The 19,522-nt window shown below is 62.9% G+C and carries 20 protein-coding genes; 5 read left to right on the top strand and 15 right to left on the bottom strand.

Going from position 1 to position 19,522, the window contains the following annotated elements; genetic code table 11:
- Positions 1–8 precede the first annotated feature (8 nt).
- From QZ648_RS05925 to QZ648_RS05885, 9 genes are all read right to left on the bottom strand, one after another.
- Positions 9–257 carry a hypothetical protein gene (locus QZ648_RS05925; protein WP_291996401.1) on the bottom strand — a complete coding sequence of 83 codons (249 nt, stop codon included), beginning with the start codon at positions 255–257 and terminating at the stop codon, positions 9–11.
- Positions 258–351: 94 nt separating this feature from the next.
- Positions 352–999 carry a 2-dehydro-3-deoxy-6-phosphogalactonate aldolase gene (locus QZ648_RS05920; RefSeq protein WP_169067706.1) on the bottom strand — a complete coding sequence of 216 codons (648 nt, stop codon included), beginning with the start codon at positions 997–999 and terminating at the stop codon, positions 352–354.
- Positions 1,000–1,032: 33 nt separating this feature from the next.
- Complete coding sequence (locus tag QZ648_RS05915; protein WP_169067707.1) at positions 1,033–2,001, bottom strand: 2-dehydro-3-deoxygalactonokinase; 969 nt, start codon at positions 1,999–2,001, stop codon at positions 1,033–1,035.
- A 484-nt stretch (positions 2,002–2,485) separates the two neighbouring features.
- Positions 2,486–3,403 (bottom strand): efflux RND transporter periplasmic adaptor subunit, encoded by a 918-nt coding sequence (locus QZ648_RS05910; protein ID WP_291996400.1) that lies wholly within the window; start codon positions 3,401–3,403, stop codon positions 2,486–2,488.
- Positions 3,404–3,428: 25 nt separating this feature from the next.
- The gene (locus tag QZ648_RS05905; protein WP_291996399.1) at positions 3,429–5,444 is read right to left on the bottom strand and encodes a preprotein translocase subunit SecA; all 2,016 of its coding nucleotides are present in this window, start codon (positions 5,442–5,444) and stop codon (positions 3,429–3,431) included.
- Positions 5,437–7,584 carry a PqqD family peptide modification chaperone gene (locus tag QZ648_RS05900; protein ID WP_291996398.1) on the bottom strand — a complete coding sequence of 716 codons (2,148 nt, stop codon included), beginning with the start codon at positions 7,582–7,584 and terminating at the stop codon, positions 5,437–5,439. The genes QZ648_RS05905 and QZ648_RS05900 overlap by 8 nt, the downstream gene beginning before the upstream one ends.
- 13 nt (positions 7,585–7,597) lie before the next feature.
- The gene (locus QZ648_RS05895; RefSeq protein ID WP_291996397.1) at positions 7,598–9,070 is read right to left on the bottom strand and encodes an HlyD family efflux transporter periplasmic adaptor subunit; all 1,473 of its coding nucleotides are present in this window, start codon (positions 9,068–9,070) and stop codon (positions 7,598–7,600) included.
- A 527-nt stretch (positions 9,071–9,597) separates the two neighbouring features.
- A complete protein-coding gene (locus tag QZ648_RS05890; RefSeq protein WP_291996396.1) occupies positions 9,598–10,197 on the bottom strand; it encodes a DUF3467 domain-containing protein in 600 nt (199 codons plus the stop codon).
- A 178-nt stretch (positions 10,198–10,375) separates the two neighbouring features.
- Positions 10,376–11,149 carry an Rpn family recombination-promoting nuclease/putative transposase gene (locus QZ648_RS05885; protein WP_291996395.1) on the bottom strand — a complete coding sequence of 258 codons (774 nt, stop codon included), beginning with the start codon at positions 11,147–11,149 and terminating at the stop codon, positions 10,376–10,378.
- Between the two features lie 996 nt (positions 11,150–12,145).
- On the opposite strand from QZ648_RS05885, the gene QZ648_RS05880 reads away from it, so the two are divergent.
- The 5 genes from QZ648_RS05880 (at position 12,146) to QZ648_RS05860 (ending at position 15,092) form a co-directional block, all read left to right on the top strand.
- Complete coding sequence (locus QZ648_RS05880) at positions 12,146–12,547, top strand: hypothetical protein (protein ID WP_291996394.1); 402 nt, start codon at positions 12,146–12,148, stop codon at positions 12,545–12,547.
- Positions 12,548–12,650: 103 nt separating this feature from the next.
- Positions 12,651–12,938, top strand: coding sequence for a hypothetical protein (locus QZ648_RS05875; RefSeq protein ID WP_291996393.1), 288 nt, complete (start codon positions 12,651–12,653; stop codon positions 12,936–12,938).
- Between the two features lie 60 nt (positions 12,939–12,998).
- Positions 12,999–13,451: a thermonuclease family protein gene (locus tag QZ648_RS05870; RefSeq protein WP_291996392.1), complete on the top strand. Its 453-nt coding sequence runs from the start codon at positions 12,999–13,001 to the stop codon at positions 13,449–13,451.
- A 41-nt stretch (positions 13,452–13,492) separates the two neighbouring features.
- Complete coding sequence (locus tag QZ648_RS05865; RefSeq protein WP_291996391.1) at positions 13,493–14,350, top strand: hypothetical protein; 858 nt, start codon at positions 13,493–13,495, stop codon at positions 14,348–14,350.
- Between the two features lie 106 nt (positions 14,351–14,456).
- Positions 14,457–15,092 carry a hypothetical protein gene (locus QZ648_RS05860; RefSeq protein WP_169067716.1) on the top strand — a complete coding sequence of 212 codons (636 nt, stop codon included), beginning with the start codon at positions 14,457–14,459 and terminating at the stop codon, positions 15,090–15,092.
- Positions 15,093–15,378: 286 nt separating this feature from the next.
- Here the strand turns inward: QZ648_RS05860 and QZ648_RS05855 are convergent, their stop codons facing one another.
- The 6 genes from QZ648_RS05855 to QZ648_RS05835 all read right to left on the bottom strand — a co-directional run bounded on the left by QZ648_RS05855 (position 15,379) and on the right by QZ648_RS05835 (position 19,247).
- A complete protein-coding gene (locus QZ648_RS05855) occupies positions 15,379–15,768 on the bottom strand; it encodes a type II toxin-antitoxin system death-on-curing family toxin (protein ID WP_169067717.1) in 390 nt (129 codons plus the stop codon).
- On the bottom strand, positions 15,765–15,989 hold the full coding sequence (locus QZ648_RS05850) for an AbrB/MazE/SpoVT family DNA-binding domain-containing protein (RefSeq protein ID WP_169067718.1): 225 nt from the start codon (positions 15,987–15,989) through the stop codon (positions 15,765–15,767). The genes QZ648_RS05855 and QZ648_RS05850 overlap by 4 nt, the downstream gene beginning before the upstream one ends.
- A 94-nt stretch (positions 15,990–16,083) precedes the next feature.
- On the bottom strand, positions 16,084–17,124 hold the full coding sequence (locus QZ648_RS05845; RefSeq protein ID WP_291996390.1) for a hypothetical protein: 1,041 nt from the start codon (positions 17,122–17,124) through the stop codon (positions 16,084–16,086).
- Entirely contained in the window at positions 17,025–17,354 is a 330-nt protein-coding gene (traF, locus tag QZ648_RS24820) for a conjugal transfer protein TraF (protein ID WP_211203559.1), read from the bottom strand. Before traF ends, QZ648_RS05845 begins: the two co-directional genes overlap by 100 nt.
- 81 nt (positions 17,355–17,435) lie before the next feature.
- The gene (locus QZ648_RS05840; RefSeq protein WP_291996389.1) at positions 17,436–17,828 is read right to left on the bottom strand and encodes a hypothetical protein; all 393 of its coding nucleotides are present in this window, start codon (positions 17,826–17,828) and stop codon (positions 17,436–17,438) included.
- A gap of 12 nt (positions 17,829–17,840) precedes the next feature.
- Entirely contained in the window at positions 17,841–19,247 is a 1,407-nt protein-coding gene (locus tag QZ648_RS05835) for a DUF5934 domain-containing protein (RefSeq protein WP_291996552.1), read from the bottom strand.
- Between the last annotated feature and the right edge of the window lie 275 nt (positions 19,248–19,522).

The following is a 19,522-nucleotide window of genomic DNA, read 5'->3' as shown; positions in this document are numbered from 1 at the left end:
GGAACAAGTCAAGACCTGACCCCGTCGGCGCTTCGCGCGATATACGATTCGCGCGTGCAGTCGGCAAGGCCGCGCAACAACATGGCGTCGTTCATCCGCTGGCGTAATTCAGTCATCTCGTTCTCCTCGTTCTCCTCGTCAGGATCGGGAACATTCCCAATGACGAAGATCGCATCGATGACCATCAGCAAAAGCAGTTGCGCTTTCTCAGGATGAAGGCGCCTCAGAAACGGCAACGCGGCGGCGGGATTCCCCAACACCGCGGTAGCGGTTTAGTTCAACGAAATTATTGAGCGGCGGAATCTCCTTGCTTTGCTGAGGTTTGATGATCTCCAACGAGCATAGCGACAATCATCGAACCATATTCTGCCAAGCGGTAGTAAACTTCCAAGCCGCAGCCGCGACCTTGTCCGCTGTCATGCCTGGTTTATAAAGCGCTGATCCCAAGCCGAAGCCTGTCGCCCCGGCACTAAGATACGGCTGCATGTTCTCCGGCGTGATGCCGCCGACGGGCAGTAGGCGCGTCCCCTTGGGTAGCACAACACGGATCGCCTTAAGAATTGCTGGTGTGACCAGTTCCGCCGGAAAAATCTTTAGCGCATCGGCACCCGCCGCCAGCGCTGCAAAGGACTCGGTTGGGGTAGCTACACCTGGCGCACAGATCAGTCCCGCGTCTTTGGCCGCACGAATCACCGCGGTATCCGCATGCGGCATGACTACCAGTTCGCCACCGCAGGCCTTGAGTTGCTGAACGTTCTCGATCGTCATCATGGTGCCGGCACCGACCAGCGCATCAAGGGGCAAGGCACGGCGAATCGTGGCGATGCTGGCGAAAGGATCGGGTGAGTTGAGCGGCACTTCGATCAGGCGGAAGCCTGCTTCGTAGAGTTTCAGCGCAACACCTTCCGACTCCTCCGGCTTTAGGCCCCGCAGAATGGCGACCAGTGGCAGTTTTGAGTTGGCTGAAGCAAAACGTTCAGCGACAGAATTAGTCGACATTTTCGATTCCCTATTAGATTTCAGGGCATTGCCCTAAGCAATCCGCCCCGACGCCATTGCGAGATTCCATAATCCGGCCGGGGCGGTATTGTCGAGCACGGCATCAGCGGACTGACCCATGTACTTCAGGGAGTGCACATAGCGCTGACAGAGCGACGGTGCGCCGATCATGACCAGTGGAACTGAAGTTAAATCGCCAGCGCCGGCCATTCCAGAAACAAGTTCATGACCGATCAACAGGCCGGAGAGATATTCGGCTAGAGAAGCTAGCGGCAATCGACCGGCCAATCCCAGCGTGCGCGTCCCGAAAATCTGTCGCGACAAATCTCCAGGGCCGCTGCGTCGTGCGGTGGCCAGCCCTAGTTCGAACGCAGCTGGATCGGATTCCGATTTACTATCACCCTCTGCGGGCATCAAGCGGCCCAGGATGGAGTGCTTGCTCAGAACGGAAAATAGCTCACCGGTCAGATAGGTGGAGTAGCGGACAATCCGGCCGTTTTCGATCTGCGCCCACTTCGAATGGGTCCCCGGTAGCAGCATGCAGGATCGGATCGCCCATTGTGGGTTGGTCAGCAAGGCGCCGGCAATCTGAATTTCTTCTCCGCGCATTACGTCCGGCAACGCATCCGGTACGTCGAACAGAACGCCGGGGGCAATCAGAATATCCGGCCCCAGCCCGCTTTGCACCGTAATGCTCTTGCTCGCGAGGAGCTGCATGTCAGCCGGGCAGCGCACATAGGGTGCTTCCTTCCAGCCTTGGGCGCTACCCACCATACCACAGGCGACGATAGGCAATTGCGGCCATTGCGCGACCCAGTCACCGGCGATTTCAGCAAAGGCCTGCTCGTAGCCGGCAGTTCCTGATGACGGAAGGTGCTGGATGCCATGCCCGGATTGCCGAGTTTCAATAACATTGCTCTCGCGCATCAAAAAAGCACGAAGACTTGAGGTGCCCCAGTCTAGGCTAAGCAACTGGGGGGTGAGACCAAAGTAATTGCTCATGTCTTTTCGCTCAAAAAGAGAAGTCGGCTCGGTATACTTAGGGAACCGCTGATCAATTAGCTGCCGATGCGTTACCTAACCGCTCGGCATCGGATTTCTTTGCATCCCACCGCGATTTTTGTCAAACTGCCCAAAATTTCGCGGTTTTCTACCCTTTTCGGCCCATTCCCGAGACTTTCGTCCTATTCAGAACGCACTCAGTTGGGTCTGGCCCCATGCCTTAATGTGAAAGTCGCGCAAGCGACTCACGAAACTCCCTTCTCCCCTTGCGGGAGAAGGGGCAGGGGAAGAGGGAAACGGTCATGACTTTCATCATCCGGGGCGTCTCGATTGTCATGACCGTTAGGCAAAAGTCAAGACATGATCTCGTCGTGCCCGGGCACGGCGAGACGATTGGGATTGACGTTCATGAGCTTCACCTGGCAAGTCTCAGTAGTGTCCACCTGCCGCGCTGCGAAGTGGCTCAGCGGCGAACCGCCTCAGCCTACATCGCTTTTCCCGTGCGCGCCGGCACGGGTTGGCCTGCCGCACGCGGCGCGGGCGGCGCCGAGGTGCTGGCAGAACCGCCGATGGCCGGGAAGCTGGCCTTGCACTTGATGCCGGCCGGCAGCTTGAAATCCGGATTGGGCAGTTCGAGGCGCACTCCGAAAGTTCCGCTGGCGGCGTCAAAGACGCGGTCGATGACCTGCACGGTCGCCATGTAGCGTCCGCCGATCGGCGCTTCCGGCAGGACCTCGACTTTCTGGCCGGCGCTGAGTTTGTCGAAGGCGTCGATCGGCATCAGCACCTCGACGTACAGCGTGCCGATGGCCGCCAGTCTGAGGATCGGCTTGCGCAGGTCGCGATTGTCGGCGAGTTCGCCGGCGCTGAGCAGGCGATCGACGACGACGCCGTCCACCGGGCTCGCGATGGTGCGCAGACGCAGTTGCTCGGACAGGCGGCGATATTCGAGCTCCGACAGGCGGCGGTCGTCCCTGGCTTCGAGCAACTCGGATTCGGCCAGCTGCTTCTCGGTCAGTGCTTCGTCGCGGTCGTGCAGCGAGATGAAGGCCTGCTTCGCCAGCTCCTCGCGACGCTTGTACTTGGTCGTCGAAAAGGCGACGCGGCTTTCGCCGGTGCGGATGCGCCCCTTCATCGTCGAACGATAAAGTGCAGCGTCGGTCGCGGCGCGTTCGACGCCGGCATCCAGGGTCACCAGGACCTGGCCCTTCTTGACCATGTCGCCGCGATCCACCCAGATCTTCTCGATCAGCCCCTCGCTCGCCGCCCGCACCTCCACGCTCTTGCTCGGCTCGATGATGCAGTCGAACTCGGCTGCCAGCCCGCTGCCCGACGCCATCAGTGCCAGCAGCACGGCGCTGCCGATCCGGCTCCAGACGGCACTCCCGACGCCCCTCCTCACCCGCTTTCCTCGACTGCGCATTTTTCTATTCTCCTCTTCCAGCAAACGCCAGAGACTGCTCGACGCGCTTGTCCATTTCAACCGTCTGCCGCCGAATCCGCGAATTCTGCCGCTCGGCCGCTGCTTGTGCGGACCGGCGCAGCAGGCGTGCGAGCGGTGCCGGGAGTAGCCCGGCCTCTGAAACCTGCGCGCGCAGCCAGCCGCGCCACGCTGCAGCATGGGCGAGAAACAATTCGTCATCAAGCGAGACGATCGCTTCGCATGATCCGGGATCTCCCTGCCGACCGGCACGGCCGAAGAGCTGCCGATCGATGCGTGCCGAGTCATGGTATTCGGAAAGAATGACGTGCAGGCCGCCGGCCTGGCGAACTTCCGGGCTGAGCAGAATGTCCGTGCCGCGCCCGGCCATGTTGGTGGCCACGGTGATCCGCCCCGGCTGACCGGCGTCGGCGATGATCTCGGCTTCGCGCTGGTCCTGGCGCGCGTTGAGCACTTCGTGCGCCAGTCCGGCTGCGCTCAGACAGCAGCTGGCCAACTCGGAAGCGGCCACCGAACGCGTGCCGATCAGCACCGCCCGTCCCTCCGCCCCTATTTCGGCAGCGCGCTGCACCACCGCGGCCCAGCGAGCATCGCTGTCGAGGAACACCCGCTGCCCGAGGTCGCGGCGCACGACCGGTCGATTCGGCGGAATGCGCAGCACGTCCATGGCATACACCGAGCGCATTTCCGGCGCCACTTCGGTGGCCGTGCCGCTCATCCCGGCGAGACACAGGTAGCGGCGAAAGAAGCGCTGATAGGTGATGCGCGAGATGGTGTCGCGTCGTTTACTGATCGCCAGCGCCTCCTTGACCTCGATCATCTGGTGCAGGCCACGCTCCCACGAACGGTCGGCCATTACCCGGCCGGTGTACTCGTCGACGATCTGCACCTTGTCATCGGCGATGATGTAATGCCGGTCGAGTTGAAAAAGATGCAGCGCCGACAGGCCCTGTTCGACCAGTTCCTCGCGCGCCCGCGGGATGCGCCACAGGCCGGACAGCCCGCAGGCGAAATCGCCGACCGCCGCACGACCGGCGTCGGTCAGCTCGATGCTGCGTTCCTTCGGGCGGAGCAGGTAATGGCCCTTCTTTTTCAGGCTGGCGGCCAGGGCCAGCGCCTGCTCGTAGAGGGCACGCCCGTTCGGGTCGTCGACGTCGCTGGAAATGATTAGCGGCGTTCGCGCCTCGTCAATCAGAACACTATCGGCTTCGTCGACGATCGCGAAATAGAGACCACGCAGCAAGACCTTGCTGCGCGCCTGAGCCGGCGCGCGCGGTCCCGCCAGCCAGCCGTCGAGCACGGCCCGCGGACCGGCGCGCACGCGTTTCTGCGTAATGCGGTCGCGCAGATAGTCGAAGACCAGATCCTTGTTCACGCAGTAGGTGACGTCGGCGGCGTAGGCCGCGCTACGCTCGGCGGGCTCCTGGTCGGGGACGATCAGGCCGACACGCAAGCCGAAGAATTCGTAGACCGGCGCCAGATACTCGGCATCGCGAGCCGCCAGATAGGGATTGACGGTAATCACATGCACTGGCGCGCCGGCCAGGGCCACGGTCACGGCCGGAAGAACGGCGGTCAGCGTTTTGCCTTCGCCGGTCTGCATTTCGGCCAGCGCGCCGGCCAGCATGGCGTAGCCGCCCATCAACTGCACCGGGTAGTGGCGCAGACCAAGCTGCCGCGAACAGACTTCGCGCACCAGCGCAAAGCACTCGGCGACCGGCGCCTCGGCAAGCCCTTCGACGGCCAGAAGCGTGCGCACGGCACCTGCCCGGCTGCGCAGCCCCACGTCATCGATGGCCAGCAAGTCCTCCGCCAGCACCTGCACGCGCGCGGCAAAGCGCCGTAGGTCGTAGCGGCGCAAGGGCGAACCCAACTGCGCGCTGCGCCCCAGCAGGCGCCCGATGAAGCGGTCGAGACGATTGTCCTTGAGGTCGCGACGTTCGGCGTACAAGCCGGGTGCAAACTCATGCACCTGCCAGCGATCGAGCAGCGCCCTAGACATTGAAACGCGAGAGGAAGAGCTGTCGCAGCCGCCGCCCCCACTGCTCGGCCAGGGGCTCGGCGCGGTGGTGGAAACGCACATAGACGCGCGTACCGATCTGTAGTGGCCCCACCTCCGGCGGCAACTCGAGGTCGAACTGAAACAAGCGCTGCAGCGACTTGAGGCCGTTGGGGTCGCGCGGATCGGTGCCGTGCTGGCCGCCGCCTTCGAGCGACAGCGCCCTGCTGGGCAACTCATCATGCCCACCCGGCACCTCGCGAATCAGGCGCGCGCTATAGGTCTGCTCGACGCGGTCGGCGATCTTTACCCGCACCTCGTCGCGTGCTTCGCGGACCAGGGCAATGTCATCCTGGCTGACGACCACCCGCACCAGCCGCGGCGGCCCGTCGAGCACGTAGCCGAGCAGCTCGCCCTTCTTCACGAAGCGCTGCGGCAGATCCTGCGGCCGCGCCAGCTTGAGGGCGCCGGCTACGGCGGCAACCACCAGCAGTGAATCGACTTTTTCTTCGGCGCGCGCCAGGGCACTTCTTTCCCGGCGCAGATCCTCCTTGGTCGCCGCCGCCTGCGTACGCTCGTCGAACATCTGCGTGGTGTACTGCACCTCGAGCTGGCGTACCCGCGCCCGCGCCTGCTCAAGGTCGGCAGCAAGCGTCGGCTGGGCGGTCACCAGCAACACCTCGCCGACCTCGACGCGCTCTTCTGGCTGCACCAGCAGCTGCTCGACAAAGCCATCGGCAGCGGCGCGCACTTCGGCATTCTCGGGAACCCAGACGACGCCCTCGGTGTGGGTGCGCAAAGGCAACGGCACCGAGAGCACGAAGAGCACAAAGGCGGCCAGCGACCCGAAAGTGACCAGGCGGGCACGCGTGCGGTGGCGCTGTAGCTCGGGACTGGAGAGCACATAGTTGAGACCCTTGCCGATCGGTAGCACGAACATCGTCGTCGCTGCCCAGAGCGCCAGCAGCACCCCGACAAAGAAGAACTCCCCGGCAATGAACAGGGTGATGACGATCATCACCAGCGTCCGGTAGACGAACGACGCCGCCCCATAGAACAGAAACCAGCGCCGTTCGCCGAGCGACGCCGGTGGTCGCTCGACGCTCGTGATGCCAAAGAGGTAGCGCTTGGCGAGCCATTGCCAGTATTGATTCGAGCGGTTGCCGAGATTGGCGATTTCGATCAGATCGGCGAGAACGTAATAGCCGTCGTAACGCAACAAGGGGTTGCCGTTGAAGAGCAGGGTCGACGCACCGGCGACGAAGAGCACGTTGAAGGCGATCGAGCGCACCAGGCCGGGCTCGACCATCACCCACACCGCCATGGCGATCGCCGCCAGGAACAGTTCGACCAGCATCCCGGCGGCGCCGACCAGCGCCCGCCGCCATTTGTTGCGAAAAGCACCGGAGGCGGTCGCGTCGACGTAGGGAATCGGCGCCAGGACGAGCAGCATGATGCCCATCTCGTGCACCTCGCCGTCGCCCGACTTGACGGCGTAAGCGTGACCCAGCTCGTGCAGCGCCTTGATCAGCGGGTACACCAGCCAGAGCAGGATGAGGTTATGCGCCGAGAGCACCTGATCACTGAGGTTGGCGGTCAGCTCATGCCAGTTCACGCCGGCAAGAACCATCGCCGGCAGCACCGCCAGCAACCACAGCAAAAGCCCGAGCGGAGCGAACAGCGGCCGCATCAGCGGCCAGCTGCGGTCCAGGAAAACGTCGGGATCCCACAGCGGAATGCGGATCGACATCGGGTTGATGAAACTTTGCAGCAGCTTCTGACGCTTCTGCTTGCTGCCGCGCTCGGCCAGCTCATCGACATCCGGAGGCAGGTCGGCCTGCAGCAGGTCACCGGCGTGCAGTTGCGCCAGCAGGCGGATCACTTCGTCCTGCGTCGGCGCCTCTTCGCCGGCTTCTGCGGCCACCTCGGTCCACATCTCGTCGATCGTGCGCTGCCCGTCCATCAGCTGGATCACGCGGTAGGCCGCCGGGCTGAAACGATGCAGCTTGCCGGAGGCGCTATCGTGCAGCACGTACCACGGCTGACCGCGAAAGCGCTGGCGATGGATGCGCGCATGGGCGCGCAGCTCGGGGCGCAGGCCGGCGACGCGATACCAGGAGGCACTGAGAAACGGGGCGGCCATCGCTGTCAGCCGCCTAGGGCAACCAGATCCAGGCCTGCATGCGCAACCAGTCGCTCAGTCGATGCGTCCAGATCCAGGCATAGCTCTGCTCGCCGACGCTGATCTTGCCGACCCCTTCCATGCCCGGGCGCAGCTTGAGGTCGCTACGATCGAGCTGCGCTTCGACGCGGAAAGTGTTCTTGCCCTCTTCAGCCTCGGCCATCGAGATGTTGCGCACCTCGAAAGCCAGGGCTTCGCCGGTCAAGCCGGTGAGCACCAGCTTGCCCGACTGGCCGACGCGCACATCGCGAATATCGCGGTCCTCGACTTTCAGGATCACCCGGTAGGCATCGAGCGGCGCCAGCTCGAAAAGCAGCTTGCCCTGTTCGACGGGCGAACCGAGCAACTGGCTGAGATCGCCCGACACGACGATACCGTCGAAAGGGGCGACGATGTTGGCGCGCGCCAGTTTCTCGTCGACCAGCGCCAGTTGCGAGTTGGCTTCCTGCATTTGCGCCAGCGAGACATTGGCCGTGGCTCTCTCGTGCTTGGCCAGCGCTTCGCGGTAGCGCCCCTGATGCTGCTCGCGCTCGGAGAGCCAGCGCTGGCGCTCGACGCGCAGGTCGCGATCGTCGAGCGTCGCCAGCAGCTGTCCCTCCTTGACGACGAAGCCGGCGCGCACCGGTGCCTCGCGCAGGAAGCCATCGAAGGGGGCCACCGCCGCGCGCTGCACCTCCCCCTCGACAACCGCCTTGGCGCTGACTCGATAGTCGCCGTCGAGCAGGAAAACACCCAGCAGGAGGAGCAGTGCTGCGGCCAGCGCGACACGAAAACCGGGGCGGCGATGATCCTTGAGATGCAGCCACCAGCCGCGCAGCTTGTCGACCAGGCGACCGGCAAACCAGCGATGCTGATCGACCCGGCTCTCCAGCAAGGGCCCGAGCAAAGCGCTGACCGCTTCGAAAAGCCTCGTTTCCTCGGCGCTGAAAGGCGTCCCCTGATTACGCTCGAAAGTCAGTACGCCAACGCCGATGCCGCGGCTGCCGAGCACCACCGAACACACGGCTCGCGTGGCAGCAAAATCGCGGTGAGCAATGGCGATGCCGCCGTGGCTTTCCGCGCCGGCCGGAAAGAGCACGCTGCGCCGCTGATCGAGGGCTTCGTCCATGGCGTTTTCGAGAGCGGTGACGAACTGGCTCTTCTTTTCGAAGAAGGCCGAGTGTGACATGGCCAGCAAACGCGCCCGCCCTCCCCGGTCGACGCCGAGCGAAACCCGGTCGCAGTCGAAGCGGCTGGCAAGATCATTGACCACCGCCATCGCCATGGGATTGAGGCGGGCCTGCTCGGCGGCCACGCCGAGAACGTCGAGAGCCACGCGCGCACGCTGCAAGGCCTGCGCGTCGTCACCATTCTGGCGGCGCAGGAAGAGCGTTTCGATCCAGCCGATTCCCCAGTGCAGTTGCCGAAGCACCAGTTGCAAGGCCACCGTCCGAGCGTTCGGCGACATCGAGCACGACCGCCCCGTGCACCTGTCCTTCACGTTCCACGGGATAGGCGACGACCACCACAGCACCTCCCTGGCCCGGCAGGAGAAGCCCGCGCCGCTCGCTCAGGCACTGCTGAGCGGCCGGCGCGAGGATAGGTGACGTCGGTCTGTTCGGACGGCCAGACGGCGGCCGGAACGAAAGTACCGCTGCCCTGCTCGAGCAGCAGCAGGGCCGCACGCACGTCGGCGACCTGCAGGCATTGCAGCGACAGCCAACTAGTACAGAATTCGGCCGACGTCTGCGCTGCCGCAAAAGCTCCCCACAGCGCATCGTCGTGCGCTCGCCTGGCATGATCGCCAAGCCCGGGAGACAGGCCTAGGCCTGCGCCTGTCTGCGGCCCGCTGGAAGAATGGAAACTGGAAGGCAAGTAGTGGCCTCCAAACCGGCGCAACAATGGAAAGAGGGAAGCAAGGCCTGCTGCCGGCAGCAGCTATCCCCGCAGCGAACGGATGCTGGCAGCAGGCGCCCCGGCCATCATACGGGCTTCCTAGTTCCCCTGGTTCAACTCGCCGTAGCGACCCTCGTATTCGCTGACCAGCTTGCCAAGCATCAGCGCCAGGCGCTTGGCGGCGAAGGGACTCATCACAATGCGATGCTCCAGCCTGACGTCGTACTCGGAAACGCCCCGGTCCCAGCTCTCGTTGACCCCGAAGTTCATCACCACTTCCTCGCGCGTCGTGGTCACGTTGACCATATTGCAGTAGCTGCTCTTCACCGACGCCGTATTCATCCGGATCTGCTGCTCCCCAGACGTCGCAGCTCGCGTCTCGACCGCTCCTGCCGGAGCCTTGACCGGTGCTGCAGGGGTTTCAGGTTTTTCTTGTGCCATCTCTCGGTTCTCCCAGGAATTCTTCATCAAACTTGGCCGTAAAGTGCGGATTCGTCGCCGGAAGCGCCCCGGCGGCGAGCGGGCCATGGTCGCGCGCAAGGATTTACAGCGACCGCGAAGATTGTAGCGACGCTGCCAGGTTAATCTGTGAACTACTGCTTCGATTGGCAGAATTATTCGTAAATTGCTTACGATCATGAATGCTATGGTTAAAAACAACACCCCCTTGGCAACCAGAAAACGCTTGGCGTCAAACACGGTTGCTTCTCCCCTCGCGGGAGAAGGGTTGGGGAAGAGGGGAAACGGTCACGACCTTCATGACCTGGGGTATCTCGACAAGTCATGAGCGCTAATGTGAAAGTCACGTACGCGAGTTCACATTAGCGGGCGAATGGAATCAAGCGCTGATAACGCATACGCCTTGCTTGGCGCCGTTTCAGGATTTGCCTGCTCCGAAAATCTCCTCGAGGCTGGCCGCGTCAAGTACTTGATCAAGCCAAAGGTCGACCTGCTCAAGGGAAGCCGTAGAGATCATCGCCAGAACAGGCGACGGGACGGTACCAAAACGCTTCTGCAGCAGCTTCTGCAAGGCCAGCGCTTCACCCTCGGCTTTTCCTTCGGCTTTTCCTTCAGCCTTGTAGGCGTGCGCCCATTCTTCGAGTCGTTCGGCCAACATGACATTCAGCTCCTGTAGATCGTCCATCCGAGGCAACACGATACGATATTCGGCCTTGCGCATCAACGTCGCCCGGATCCAGAGGGCAAACCTCCGACGCAGGTCGGGCCGGTCTACCAGCCACTCGTCGAGGAGACCGAGCAAGACGCCGATGGCGGCCAGCGACGCCGGGTGTTCGATGCGAAAGACGGCCGCCACCAGGTTGTTGAGCGAGGCCAGTTCGCCGTCGGTGTAGGCGTTCTCGTCGATCAGCAGGTACTTCAGCCGGGGCTTGAACTGCTCGACCAGCCGCGGCACCGGCGGGATCAAGTCAAAGACGTCGCTTGACGCCGTCCAGCGCTGGCTGCCGTTGTAGAGGACGATCGGCAGGACGGGCGGCAGGCGGCCGTCGGCCAGCACCTCGCCACGCTTGATCAGGTCCTGATAGAGCAGCCCGACATAGACCATCATGCGCAGCGCCATGTAGCGGTCGACGCGGCTCTGGAATGTCAGCAGCAAATAGCACGCCGCGAAGAACTCGGCGAAAGTCAGCACTTCCGTCTGCGCCTTGGCCTGCCCGCGAAGGTTGGCACCGAGAGCTATTTCTGCCCTGAGCGACCTTGCCTGCTTGCGTGCATCGGCCAGCGCGAGGTCGATCGTGCGGCCTACTTTCTGGTGGCAGGTCTTGCCATTGATAAGGCCTGCGCACTGGTAAGATGTCGCCCTCGCTGAGGCAACTTGAGCGCCCTCAGCTCGCCCCCCTTCCGATATCCGAAAAGCCAAGGTTTGTTGGCTAACGAATTGGAGGCCGCCATGACTATCGCTGCTGCAACACCACCAAGCGCCATCTTCAGCACTTTGCCGCTATTGGCGCTGCTGCTGGTCATCATCGCCATGTTCCGCTGGAGTTGGACCTGGCGCGCCAGGGGCTTGCCATGGGGGCCAATGTCATTGTCGGGCTTCGCAAGAGCAACGCCCACTATGACCAGGCCGGATCACAATGGCGAGTGTCGCGCGTCACGTACCAGGGGACGGCTGTCGTCGTGGACCGGAAAATGCCGCGGGCTGAATCGGCGGCGTGAACGGGCCGCCGTGGATGCTGGTATCGACACGTCGCTCTACGGCACGGCCAGCTTGATTGATCGCCGGACCAAACCTCGGGAAGAAGCGAGTGCGTCCTCGGGCAAATCACACGGTGACGCGAGCGGTGATCCGCTGGGGCACGGTCGACAATGGCCTTGCCATCGCTGAGCGCACACGGCGTTGCTCGGCGATGGCCCGTGTTGCCGACCTCTCGAAGCGGTGGTCAGCAACCCGGCGCGGACGCCCGAACCTGGCTTGATGACAAACGAAGAAATGACCGTCAATATTCACGTGACGCTTGTCGCGAAATTTTGCTGGGGCGGGGGTACTAACTGAAGTGGACAAGTCTCGCAGCGGCAGCACCTCTCAGATTTTCGCCCATCGGGAGCGCCGGGGACAACTGGCTGACTGGTGGCACAAGACGGTCTGCGTAGACAACAAGCCCGGGCGGCACGAGGGTAAAAGCGCATGAGCAAAAAAGCACGCAAGTGGCCCATCCAGAGAAAAGCGCGCTACCTGTCTGCACAGGAGGCCAGCGTCACCGGTGAGGTTTCGTATATCCAGCGCCTCGCCTTGCAGCGCGATGCTCGTGCAGTAACCCTGGGTTCGCTGGTCTTCTTCTCGACTCAAAGCGGCGACGCATGGCTGCTCGAGCCGGAGGATGGTTTGGCACTTAAGCTTGCTGAGGATGGCGATCCCTTGCCCAATCGAATCATCGAGACGACGGAACGGTTCATGATCGAATGGAACATGAACTACCAGATCGAAGATAGCGCGTTCATATATCTTGACGCTACTGGCAGTCGGCGGGTGATCGTCGGCTATCCGATCGCGGAGATCCGTAAGGCAATTGAACGGGGGCAGCGGTGACGAGGGGACTTTTCGTCCCAACAGCGGTTAGTGGTCCACCGGTCACTTCCCTTTGGGCACGTGGCGGCAACGTTGAGCGCTCAAGGGTGAGGGGGAGTTCGGTATGAGCATCGGCGTTCGGGTCATGTTTGTTGGCGGTGATCGCATCATCCGCGTGCCCCTGCGTCGCTTCGATCGCCTCTTCGATCGAAACTTCAATGAAGCCATGCCTGAGTATGCAGGCCAACGTGTTCGTTGTGCGATGGTCTATGTGAGTACAAATGGAAACCCACGGAGAACGAAAAGCGCGCACTGGTGGACCTGGCGCTTGAGCACTGAGTGTTGGCTTTTTTTATTCGGGCCGGTGGGCGGGCCGAGGGAAAAGTGTCTCGCAGTGCGGGTGGCTTCATGAATGGAATCTCAATGACCCGGTTCTCGAAGAGATGACGGCAAGGAAGGAAAAGAAAGAACAATGCAGGCTGGACATCTGACATTCGCGTTTCTGCTGCTGGCAAGCATCGCTGCCCGCGCGGAAACCCTGGTTGGCACGGTAGTGGGCGTGGCCGACGGCGATACCGTCACTGTTCTCGACGCTGACCATCAGCAGCACAAGATCAGGGTCGGGGGGGTGGATGCCCCAGAAAAGGCCCAGCCATACGGGCAGCGGTCCAAGCAAAGCATGTCGGCGCTCGTGTTCGGCAAAGAGGTCAACGTCCAGTGGAACAAGCGCGACCGGTACCGCCGTATCGTGGGCAAGGTGATGGTCGCACCTTCCGACTGCCCTACCTGTCCAAAAACGCTGGACGCAGGCCTTGCGCAGATCACGATGGGGCTCGCCTGGTGGTACGAGAAATACGCGATGGATCAGTCGGCCGAGGATGCGGGCGAGGAAGTTGCTGCCCGGCCGATGTCTGTACTGGAATAGTGATTTGCGAAGACAACAAGCCTCCCACAGGACGAAGACCGATGCCCGAAACCCCTGAACAGGCGACCGAACGCTACCGTCGCAGCGGCGAGCACGACGCCCACTTTCGGGCCTGGCCGGGCAGCAACTTCCTCGCCCGCAGCCACTGCGGAGACGCCGCGCTGCGCTCGGCGCTGATCTCCGCGGTCCACAGCCGAACCCTGCACGTCGCATTCCCCGAAACAGTCGCCAACATCGACGACGTCGCCTTCACGCGCGGAAAAGTGGCACCGATGGTGCGTGGCCTGTTCCCGGCTTGCGAGCAGGCGTTGGTCCTCGGTCTGCTCGAACGCTCGGTCATTCTTCTCACCCCGGCCACCATCGAGGCGCTGCTGCAAAACACACAATGTCTGGCTACCGCCTGGAATCTGGCGAACCTCTATCTGGCGGGACTGGGCGCGGACCTGCTTGCCGAGAGCGCTCCCGGCCTGCTGGGCCTGAGCGAGGAGACAAGCTGCTATCTGTCGGCAGCCTCTTTCGACGCGGCCGGTCGCTTCGAAGACTTCGTTGTGCACGAGGCGGCGCACATCTTCCACAACTGCAAGCGCGAGACGATCGGGCTACCGGAAACCCGGACACGTGAGTGGCTACTGGAGATCGATTTCGGCAAGCGAGAGACGTTCGCCTACGCCTGCGAGGCCTACAGCCGCCTTCAGGCGCTCGGCACCGGCGCGAGGGAGAGACAAAGCCTGCTCGCGGAACACGAGCAGGGATCGATGCCGCCCGATGAACGCGTGAATGCGGTCGAGTACCTGGATATCCTGCGCGAGGCCGTCGCAGCCCGCAACGGTTGGAAAAGGATCCTCCAGCGCTGTTCACCTCCGCGCGTGGCGCGACGCGCCCGGATGGGAGCAGCGTGATGCGATCGTCCATCGAAGGACAGCGCCCTCCTCCACTTCAGGTGCAGGCCCCGGGATGACCAGCCGCATCACCGATCCGGAGAGCCTGCGAAAGGAGCTGCGAGCAATGGATCGCGGCGATCTGCTGATCATCGCCGAACGGGCAATAGAACTCGTGCCGAGGGTGACATTGCAGGCTCTCGTGGGCGACTACGTGCACGTAGAAGACGGCGCGTCAGAAGCAAGGGCGACACCAAACGCCTTGCTCGACGAAGTGCAGAAGTTCCACGTCGATAGTCTCGCTGGTCGCTACTTCGAAGACTTCGAGGTGAATTCCAGGAACTGCACGGAACAGTCGCGGGGCACGGATGCCTTCATCGCCGAGTTCAAGCGTCTCCTGCGCGAATGCATCAGTGCCGCGGACAGCGGACAATACGCAGTCGCCGGCCAGGCGTTCGAGCTTCTTTTCGGGCTGCTTCGGCATATCGACGAGGGACACGACGACGTGATCTTCTTCGCCGACGAGGGCGGCTCCTGGCAGCTTGGCGTCGACTGGTGCGGCGTTTTCGCTGCCTACTTCCGGTGCCTGGCCGAGACCGCTACGGCAGAAGATTTCGCGAGCACCGTCGATCAGGCCATTGATGACTTCGCCGAACATGACCGACCACAGTACCTGCGCAGCGCACACGCGGTGGCGAGTAGCGCACAGCGAGCGGCGCTCGAAGCGTTGGAACGGCGGGCCGCAGACCCCGCCCGTCGCTGAGCACGGCTGTTGGGCAAGACGCTCATTGGCCAGATGGCTACGGCACTCGGCTCAAGGCTTCTTCTTCCCGGCCAGCGTAACCTGAACATACTCAGCGGGATCATCCCCGCTCAGCCCCGCGACCACCCATCCCGCCGCTTTCCCGAACTCATCGGTAAGCGCCGCCCCATCAGTGTTGTCTCACGCCACATGCGCGCTCGTCGCGAATTACCGCATGGGGGTTGCGTGGGCTGATCGCAGGGCCTGTTTTTGTGCCGACACCACTTGCTCGCCCGGCAGGACGCGCTCAAGTGTCGCGCGGCGCGCTGTGCTCGCGTAACCAGCGCGCGAACGTCGCTTCGTCGATCTGGCCGGCCGCAACGACGAGCACAGTCAGCGTGGCATCGGCCTGGCTCGCCACCAGGCGCTGGCCGTTGAGCGCCAGAAACAGGCCAACCGCCAGAAAAGCGACGCGCTTGTTGCCGTCGACAAAAGGGTGGTTACGCGCCAGACCAAAGCCGTAAGCGGCAGCCAGGTCGGCCACATCCGGCTGGCCATAGAGCGCAAGATTCAGTGGCCGCGCGAGCGCGGATTCGAGCAGACCCTCGTCACGCAGCCCACTGGCGCCGCCATGCTCGGCCAGGCTCTCGTCGTGCAACAATTCGAGCGCGCGCCGGTCGAGCCAGCACCAGCTCACTTGGCGAGCTGGTGGAAGGTGTCGCGGTACTCGTGCATGAACTCGCGCCCGATCTCGAGTTGCTGGTCCAGATCAGGGTCGTAGGGCGTCAGCATCACGCCATTCGCCGCCTCGGTCACGAATACCGTATCGCCCTTCTGCAGCTTGAGTCGCGCCAGCACTTCCCTGGGCAGGATGAGGCCAAGCGAGTTGCCGATCTGGGTAAGCTTGAGGGTGGTCATGGAAGGCTCCACACGGTCGATGTTATAACTGTCGTTATACCAACACAGAGGGTGCAGGGCAAGTGGCGCGCAACTCGGGATCAAGACTTCTGCATCAAGGCTTCTTCTTCCCGGCCAGGGTGTCCCGAACATACTGACCGGGATCATCCCCGCTCAGGCCCTCGACCACCCGTCCCGCTGCTTTCCCGACCTCACCGACAACCGCCGCGCCCTTGCCGAGCGGTGACACCGGTTTCAGCGTGTCGAAATCAGTCGGCGTCGCGGTCTCCTGGTGCGCCTGCGCCGCTGCCTCCTTGCGGTTTCGTATCGCATACGCGTTTGTCGAAAATTCCCACATCGCGGTATGCGCGGTCTGATCACTCGGGCGCCCCTGTGCCGAAACCCCGGCACCTGCCGCCCTGCCCGTCACCTGACCAAGATACCCGCCGCCCGCCTGCCCGACCGCACCGGCACCGGGAACGCTGCTTCGATTCGCCTCGTGCCGCGCGCCGACTGCATCTGCCCCCTGCACCTGACCGGCCATCTCGCCGAGCATCCGGTCGTAGTTCTGCGCGGTATATTCGGCGATGTAGGGGCGCAGCTCGTACGGGTCGCCCATGATCCCCTGGAACGTCTCGTAGTTGAAATCGAGTTTGGGCAGCAGGAAATCCTTGATGAAATGATCCTGGAGCTGCACGTTTGAGCCCAGTTGACCGCTGTGCGACAGCTCCCACATCTGCCGATGCCCTTCCGTTTCCTGCAATGAGGCGCTGAAGGCTTCGCGTGATTGGCGCGCGTGGTCCAGCGACGCGCGCATCCCCTCGCTGCCGGCTGCCCTGCCCTCGTCGAAGCTGCGATAGTTGCGCTCCCAGCCGTTGTCGAGCACGGTGCCCACCTTTTTGCCAAAACTCGATTCGCTGGCGAACTGCGCCATCTCCTCCAGTGATCGCGAAGCGTCGGCTGAGTTGCGCAGCTTGCCGGAGAGTTCCACGCCGCCGCGAAGCCCGGCGATCTCGAGGAGCTGCGGCGTATTCATGCCCATCGAGGCGCCGATCATCATTTCCATCGCCACCTTTTCGCTGACGCCGAGTTTTTTGGCCCACTGATCGACCTGGCGCAGGCTGTCGTTCGCCTCGTGGTTGCGACTCGACCCCATGCCGTGGCGGTAGCCTGTGCCGTCGCTGCTGCCCTGGTCAAGTTCTCCGGGGTCGGCTTGATGATGGCCAGCGCCCTCTTCCGCTCGGCGCCTTCCCGCAGCGCTTTCAGTGCCGCGACGGCTTCGACTTCCTCGCTGAGCACCTTCGCTTCGGGGGCGCTGTTGGCTGGCTCTGGATCGGGTGGAATGTCGCAATACCAGTTGAACCGATCCTCGTCACAGATCCACATCGACGGGTACTCCAGTCCGCTGTTCGCTGAGGCGCTGCCGAAGCAGAGGCAGCACACGGCCATCACCAGGGACCGCATCGATCACTGCGCCGACGGGCTTGCTGGCGCCGTGCGAACGAGTTCCGCCACCCTTGCGGAAAGGTCCGGAATCGCCGCGACTGGTGAAGCCTTGAGCAAGGCCGCTGAATTGATCAGCGCGCATTGGCACTCCTGCGCGACCTGGTCGAGTGCAGCATCGAGCCGCAGCCCGAAGGCTTTGGCGTCCTCGAAGAGCCTGGCCTGTTCCGTGGCGTCCATGCCCGGCTTGACCCGCTCGACCAGCGATTGCTGCTGCTGAGCGACCAAGGCGCCGATATTGACGCGCGCGAAGCGCGGAATCTCCAGCGGCCGGAAGTGCAGCCAGGACGCCACGATGCCGGCGCCGAGCAGCAGCGTCAGGGCGCCGGTAAGCAACGCTGTTCTGAATGGGTTCATGACGCGGCCGCCCTATCGTGACGCACGTTCAATGACCAGACGCTCGACGGCTTCCGAAACCGACAGCCCTTGCTCGCGCAGGTGCTTGATCGCCTGGAAATCCTCGGCGCGGGTGGAATAGACGAGCATCGAGAACGGATCGAGCAGGAGTCGCCCGAGACCCGAGCCGAGCGGCGAATGGATATAGATTTCAGAAAAGTGGCCGTGCTCGGTACTCACCGAGGCGAGTTGGCGCTTCAGCCATTCGTCGAGCACGAGCTTTCCTTCCGTGCCCAGGCGCTCGATGTTCTCCGGTTTCTGGCGCAGCAGGAACAGCCAGTCGGCGTTGTTGATCGCCGCCCGGGTCGCCTCGTTCTTGTAATAGTCGTCCACGGACTGGGTGATAGTGCCGAAGGCGCCGCCGTACTTGCGGGCGCGACGATAGCCGGCGTCGATGAAACTGCCCCTGGCGCCGCTGCCCATCAGATCCCAGCTTTCGTCGATGATCACCAGTTTTCGGCGGGAACGGTCGCGATACATTTCCTGGGTGATGCGGTACATGATCAGTTGCATCACCACCGACTGCAGGTCCTTCTTGGCCTTCAGCTCTTCGAGTTCGAGGACCACGAGATCCCGGTCGAAGGCGATGTTGGCGGCGCCCTCGAAGTAGCTCGCATAGACCCCGTGCCGGGTATAGGGCTCCAGCGCCGTCGCCAGGCGACTCAGGTCGCGCTCGTACTCGCCTTCGCTCGACAGCCGGCCGGTCTGCAGGAGGGTGTAGATGTCGGTAATCGTCGCGGTTCGGCCCTTGGCATCCCAGACGCGCTTGATCGCCGAGCCCAGCGCGGTGTAGCTGTAGTTGTCCAGCGGTTCGCGTGGGCTCGCCATCTGGGCGAGGAGCGGCAGGACCATTTCCATGTCGGCGTTGATATCGATGATCATCGAGAACGGGTTGAGGCACAGGGTGTTGCGCCGCTCGTCCGAGAACTCGTTGAACTCGCCGTCAAGCAAGTCACAGAGGTTCTTGTACGATCGCCCAACGTCGATGATCCAGACCGTGGCGCCGACACCAAGGTAGCGATAGGTCATCTCGTTCACAAAGACCGACTTGCCGGAGCCTGACAGTGCCGCGACCGCAAAATTGAAGTTGCCACCGGTGTTGTCGAAGAGATCGAAACCGCGGGCGCGCCAGACCGCACGCACGGCGTGCTCGCAGCGTCCGGCGTCCGCGACCTTGGCCAAGAGGCAGATCTGGTGATACATCCCGACCACCGTGCGGCCGCTGTCGAAGGTTTTGAGCACCATGTTCCAGTCGCGCTTGCGTTCCTGCAGGTCGGGCTGGAAGTGCGCCATGTACGAGCCCGCGCTCTGCGTCGCGCGGGTCGCCTTGATCTGCGCCTTGCTCCGGGCCGCCTCGTAGTCGAGCGCGACTGCCCCCAGAAGATCCGTTCAGATTCTTATCCCCAGCGGCAGCAACGCAGCGCATAGCAGCCGATGGGTCGGACTGAGCATCAGGCAAATCACGGCCTACAAGAGACAGAGGGGTCGCGCCTCCATTGCGGACACTGGACCAGCGTTATTTCCCGTAAGCGGCCATTGAACCAAGTTCACCTTGAATCCCCTGCCTGAATTTCGGCTGTCAACCGGCCTGTCAAGATTGCTACTCCATACTCGTGGTTACGCAATCACACTCGGACACCTTCCAATTCGAACCC

The sequence above is a fragment of the Candidatus Accumulibacter sp. ACC012 genome (genome assembly GCF_907163155.1).
GTDB lineage: Bacteria > Pseudomonadota > Gammaproteobacteria > Burkholderiales > Rhodocyclaceae > Accumulibacter > Accumulibacter delftensis.
Note: the sequence above shows the minus strand (reverse complement) of the source record. Positions and strands in the feature narration are given on the sequence as shown.

Bases quoted from the DNA above. Each gene is read 5' to 3' on its own strand.
- QZ648_RS05840 (WP_291996389.1), bottom strand. From the start codon at position 17,828: ATGAACCCATTCAGAACAGCGTTGCTTACCGGCGCCCTGACGCTGCTG.
- QZ648_RS05920 (WP_169067706.1), bottom strand. From the start codon at position 999: ATGTCGACTAATTCTGTCGCTGAACGTTTTGCTTCAGCCAACTCAAAA.
- QZ648_RS05880 (WP_291996394.1), top strand. From the start codon at position 12,146: ATGAGCAAAAAAGCACGCAAGTGGCCCATCCAGAGAAAAGCGCGCTAC.
- traF (WP_211203559.1), bottom strand. From the start codon at position 17,354: ATGTGGATCTGTGACGAGGATCGGTTCAACTGGTATTGCGACATTCCA.
- QZ648_RS05900 (WP_291996398.1), bottom strand. From the start codon at position 7,584: ATGGCCGCCCCGTTTCTCAGTGCCTCCTGGTATCGCGTCGCCGGCCTG.
- QZ648_RS05850 (WP_169067718.1), bottom strand. From the start codon at position 15,989: ATGACCACCCTCAAGCTTACCCAGATCGGCAACTCGCTTGGCCTCATC.
- QZ648_RS05870 (WP_291996392.1), top strand. From the start codon at position 12,999: ATGCAGGCTGGACATCTGACATTCGCGTTTCTGCTGCTGGCAAGCATC.
- QZ648_RS05875 (WP_291996393.1), top strand. From the start codon at position 12,651: ATGAGCATCGGCGTTCGGGTCATGTTTGTTGGCGGTGATCGCATCATC.
- QZ648_RS05915 (WP_169067707.1), bottom strand. From the start codon at position 2,001: ATGAGCAATTACTTTGGTCTCACCCCCCAGTTGCTTAGCCTAGACTGG.
- QZ648_RS05860 (WP_169067716.1), top strand. From the start codon at position 14,457: ATGGATCGCGGCGATCTGCTGATCATCGCCGAACGGGCAATAGAACTC.
- QZ648_RS05845 (WP_291996390.1), bottom strand. From the start codon at position 17,124: ATGGGGTCGAGTCGCAACCACGAGGCGAACGACAGCCTGCGCCAGGTC.
- QZ648_RS05865 (WP_291996391.1), top strand. From the start codon at position 13,493: ATGCCCGAAACCCCTGAACAGGCGACCGAACGCTACCGTCGCAGCGGC.
- QZ648_RS05895 (WP_291996397.1), bottom strand. From the start codon at position 9,070: ATGTCGCCGAACGCTCGGACGGTGGCCTTGCAACTGGTGCTTCGGCAA.
- QZ648_RS05905 (WP_291996399.1), bottom strand. From the start codon at position 5,444: ATGTCTAGGGCGCTGCTCGATCGCTGGCAGGTGCATGAGTTTGCACCC.